Source organism: Actinomycetospora sp., from assembly GCF_055612215.1.
This window is the reverse complement of the sequence record NZ_JBVPVA010000220.1, coordinates 1-3,474: the sequence shown is the minus strand read 5'-3', so window position 1 is coordinate 3,474 and position 3,474 is coordinate 1. Positions and strand designations below refer to the sequence as shown.

The window sequence follows — 3,474 nt, the reverse complement described above, 5'->3', positions numbered from 1 at the left end:
TGGCCCAGGGGTTCGACAAGGCCGACTATCACCTGCTGCCCGTCTCGGTGGACAGCTGGGGCTTCCTCCTGTTCGTCAACCTCTCCTCCGACCCCGAGCCGCTGACGAGAGCGCTCGGCGACCTACCGCAGCGGTTCGCCGACTACGGGCTCGCGTCGTGGGTACCGCAGCGGCGCCGCACCTACGACGTCGCCGCGAACCACAAGCTCATCGGCGAGAACTTCATGGAGTACTACCACCTGCCCTGGGTCCACCCCGAGCTCAACCAGGTCTCCAAGTTCTCCGACCACTACCGCTGGCAGGGCCCCGGCCGCTACACCGGGATGTGCACCACTCCCGTGTCGCGCAACACCGACGCGGGCGGCTGGGACGGCCTGCGCCCGCTGAGCTCGCTCGGCCCGCAGGACGGCGACGCCGGCCGCTTCGTGTGGCTGTTCCCCTCGACCGCGCTGGTCGTCCTGCCCAACCACGCGTTCGTGCTGTTCAACCGCCCCGTCGCGCCGAACCGCACCGTCGAGACCGCCGTGCTCCTCACCCACCCGGAGTCGACGGCGGACCCGGGCGCCGAGGACGGCGTGGAGCAGCTCGCGACGTTCTGGGACCTGGTCAACCGGCAGGACCTCGAGATCGTCGAGCGAGTCCAGGAGGGCCTGGCGAACCCCGCCTACCGGGGCGGGCGGATGTGTTTCCGCTTCGAGGAGCCGCTGCACCGGTTCCAGAACATGGTGATCGACAAGATGGTCGGTCTGGACCGGGTCCCCGCGGGTGACGAGGTGACGATGGCCCGGATGTTCCCGGACCCGTGACCGCCGTCCTCCCCGCCGGCGGCGTCGGTCCCCGCCTCGACCGCTGATCTAGGGTGGTCCGCGGTGTGCCGGGAAGTCTGGTCGGCGTCCGCCGTCGTCTGCCCGGAGGTCGTCCCCGTGACCGCTCCCCGCCTGTTCGCCCGCGGCTCCCGACGCGAGCGGCTGCGCATCGCCGACGTGCTGCGCCGCGAGAGCGTCGGCGGCGCGCTGCTGGTCGGGGCCGCGGCCCTCGCGCTGGTCTGGGCCAACTCGCCGTGGGCGCAGGCCTACACCGACCTGGCCGCACTGCGGGTCGGCCCGGCGTCGCTGCACCTCGACCTGACCCTCGCGACGTGGGCGGCGGACGGCCTGCTGGCGATCTTCTTCTTCGTCGCCGGGCTCGAGCTCAAGCGCGAGTTCGTGGCCGGCGACCTGCGGGACCCCACCCGCGCCGCCCTGCCGGTGGCCGCCGCGGTGGGCGGGATGATCGTGCCGGCGCTGCTCTACACGGCGATCAACGCGGGCACCGACGGCCTGTCCGGCTGGGCGATCCCCACGGCCACCGACATCGCCTTCGCGCTCTCCGTCCTCGCGATCATCGGCACCAGCCTGCCCGACGCCCTGCGCACCTTCCTGCTGACGCTCGCCGTGGTCGACGACCTGCTCGCCATCACGATCATCGCCTGCTTCTACACCGACGACCTCGCCGTCGTCCCGCTGCTCCTGGCGCTGGTCCCGCTCGCCGCGTTCACCGTCCTCGTGCAGCGGCGCGTGCGGCGGTGGTGGCTCCTGCTGCCGTTGGCCGCGCTGACCTGGGGCCTCGTGCACGCCTCGGGGGTCCACGCGACCGTCGCCGGCGTCCTGCTCGGGTTCGCGGTCCCGGTGATCCGTCGCCGGGAGGGGCCCGGACCCGGACTGGCCGAGCACTTCGAGCACCGGTGGCGGCCCCTGTCGGCCGGGGTCGCGGTGCCCGTCTTCGCGTTCTTCTCCGCCGGGGTCGGCGTCGTCGGCGGCGGGGCGGCGGCCGCGCTCACGAGCCGCGTCACCCTCGGTATCGTCGCCGCCCTCGTGGTCGGCAAGACGCTCGGGGTGCTGGGCGCGACGTGGCTGGTCCAGCGCTTCACGCGGGCCCGCCTCGCGGACGAACTCTCGTGGTGGGACGTGCTCGGGCTCTCGCTGCTCGCCGGCATCGGCTTCACCGTCTCCCTGCTGATCGGCGAGCTCGCCTTCGGGACGGGGACGCCGCAGGACGACCTGGTCAAGATCGGCGTGCTGGCCGGGTCCCTCGTCTCGGCGCTGCTGGCCACCGTCGTGCTGCGCGCCCGGAGCCAGGTCTATCGCCGGATGTGTGCCGAGGAGCGCACCGACGCCGCGGCCGGCCTCGACGACCAGGACGACTCGACCGCGTAGGCGGGTCGGGGTCCGGCCGGCGCCCTGGCCCGTCCTTGATCATCAGCACACCAGGCAGGTCCCGGACGCCTCGGACCTGCCGGGTGTGCCCGTGATCGTGATCGGCCGGGCGTCCCCGCGACGACGGGCACACCACGCCCCTCTCGGGCGGGCGCGGCCTGCGTCGCGTGCTCGTGATCATGGGGACGCACGGTGCCCACCGCACCGTTCGGGTGATCGGCTCGTTGTCGGCAGCAACCCGGATGCTCGCGACGCGTCCGATCACCGGACGGACCGATCGACCAGGAGTAGGTGCGATGAGCGTAGTGCGGCGCAACGCCGTCAAGCGGGTGGCGGCCGTGGCGGCCGGAGTGCTGCTCGTCGGACTGGTGGCCTCCGGGGTCGCCACGGCGCAGGTCCGCACCGGGGCCCCGGCCCCGCGGGTGGCCCAGGCGGTCGCGGACGTCCTCGGCACGTCCGGCACCTCCGGCACCTCGGACACCTCCGGCACCTCGGACACGCCGTCGTCGAACCGGTCCTCACTGCTCGGCGCCGTCCCCGACGCCTCGTCGCCCTCGAGCACCTCCACGTCGAGCACCTCGACCTCCAGCACCTCGACCAGCTCGACGTCCACCTCCTCGACCTCGACGAGCAGCTCCACCGGCGGGCTGTCCACGAACAACTACGTGATCACGTTCCCGCCGACCCTGCCCCCCACCCACGGCGACGGGCACCGCTACTTCGGCCGGTACTGGGACGCGTCCGCCAACTGCTGGCGCTATGCCTCCCCCGACTACGTCGCCCAGCCCGTCGTGGCCACCCAGATCGTGTCGGTACCCAAGGGCGGCGTGAACACCGGCGACGGTTCCTTCCGGTAGACCGACGCCGGGTTCCCGCCCGAGCTCAGCCCTCCCGCGACGTCCCGTGCCGACGCGCGAGCAGGGGCGCCCCCGCGAGGTCCTCCTCGTTGCACAGCGCCTTCACGGCGAAGTACGGCGAGCCCTTCGTGTTGTCGTAGTCGAGGTGGATCGCGAGGACGTCGATGGGCTCGCCGAGCCAGCCCTCGGCCTCGCGTAGCCACGCGGCGCACCGTTCGAGGGCGGTCGGGAGTTCGTCGTCGCAGAACTCGACGGCCCGGTAGGGGACGTCCTCGACGCGGTCGTGGGGGCCGGCCGGGCGGGGAAGGCCCGCCGCGAGCCCGAGATCGTCCAGCTCCAACCTGGTCACGTGCTCAGTCACGCGGCGAACCCTCCCGCGGGCCGCGGACCGACACAAGCCGACGACGGCGGGTGTCGCCGAG

4 protein-coding genes are annotated in these 3,474 nt (G+C 73.0%); 3 read left to right on the top strand and 1 reads right to left on the bottom strand.

Annotated features, from left to right (window positions below):
* The 3 genes from AC0CYZ_RS06170 to AC0CYZ_RS06160 all read left to right on the top strand — a co-directional run.
* Positions 1-806 (top strand): RHO alpha subunit C-terminal catalytic domain-containing protein (locus AC0CYZ_RS06170; RefSeq protein ID WP_472213367.1); only part of this gene is annotated, 806 nt, incomplete at its 5' end.
* Positions 807-923: 117 nt separating this feature from the next.
* Positions 924-2,195: a Na+/H+ antiporter NhaA gene (gene nhaA, locus AC0CYZ_RS06165; protein ID WP_472213365.1), complete on the top strand. Its 1,272-nt coding sequence runs from the start codon at positions 924-926 to the stop codon at positions 2,193-2,195.
* A gap of 296 nt (positions 2,196-2,491) precedes the next feature.
* Positions 2,492-3,052, top strand: coding sequence for a hypothetical protein (locus AC0CYZ_RS06160; protein WP_472213364.1), 561 nt, complete (start codon positions 2,492-2,494; stop codon positions 3,050-3,052).
* Between the two features lie 25 nt (positions 3,053-3,077).
* Here the strand turns inward: AC0CYZ_RS06160 and AC0CYZ_RS06155 are convergent, their stop codons facing one another.
* Positions 3,078-3,413 carry a hypothetical protein gene (locus AC0CYZ_RS06155; RefSeq protein ID WP_472213362.1) on the bottom strand — a complete coding sequence of 112 codons (336 nt, stop codon included), beginning with the start codon at positions 3,411-3,413 and terminating at the stop codon, positions 3,078-3,080.
* Positions 3,414-3,474: the final 61 nt, after the last annotated feature.

Excerpts from the sequence above, each read along its gene's own strand:
- AC0CYZ_RS06160 (WP_472213364.1), top strand. The coding sequence starts at position 2,492 with ATGAGCGTAGTGCGGCGCAACGCCGTCAAGCGGGTGGCGGCCGTGGCG.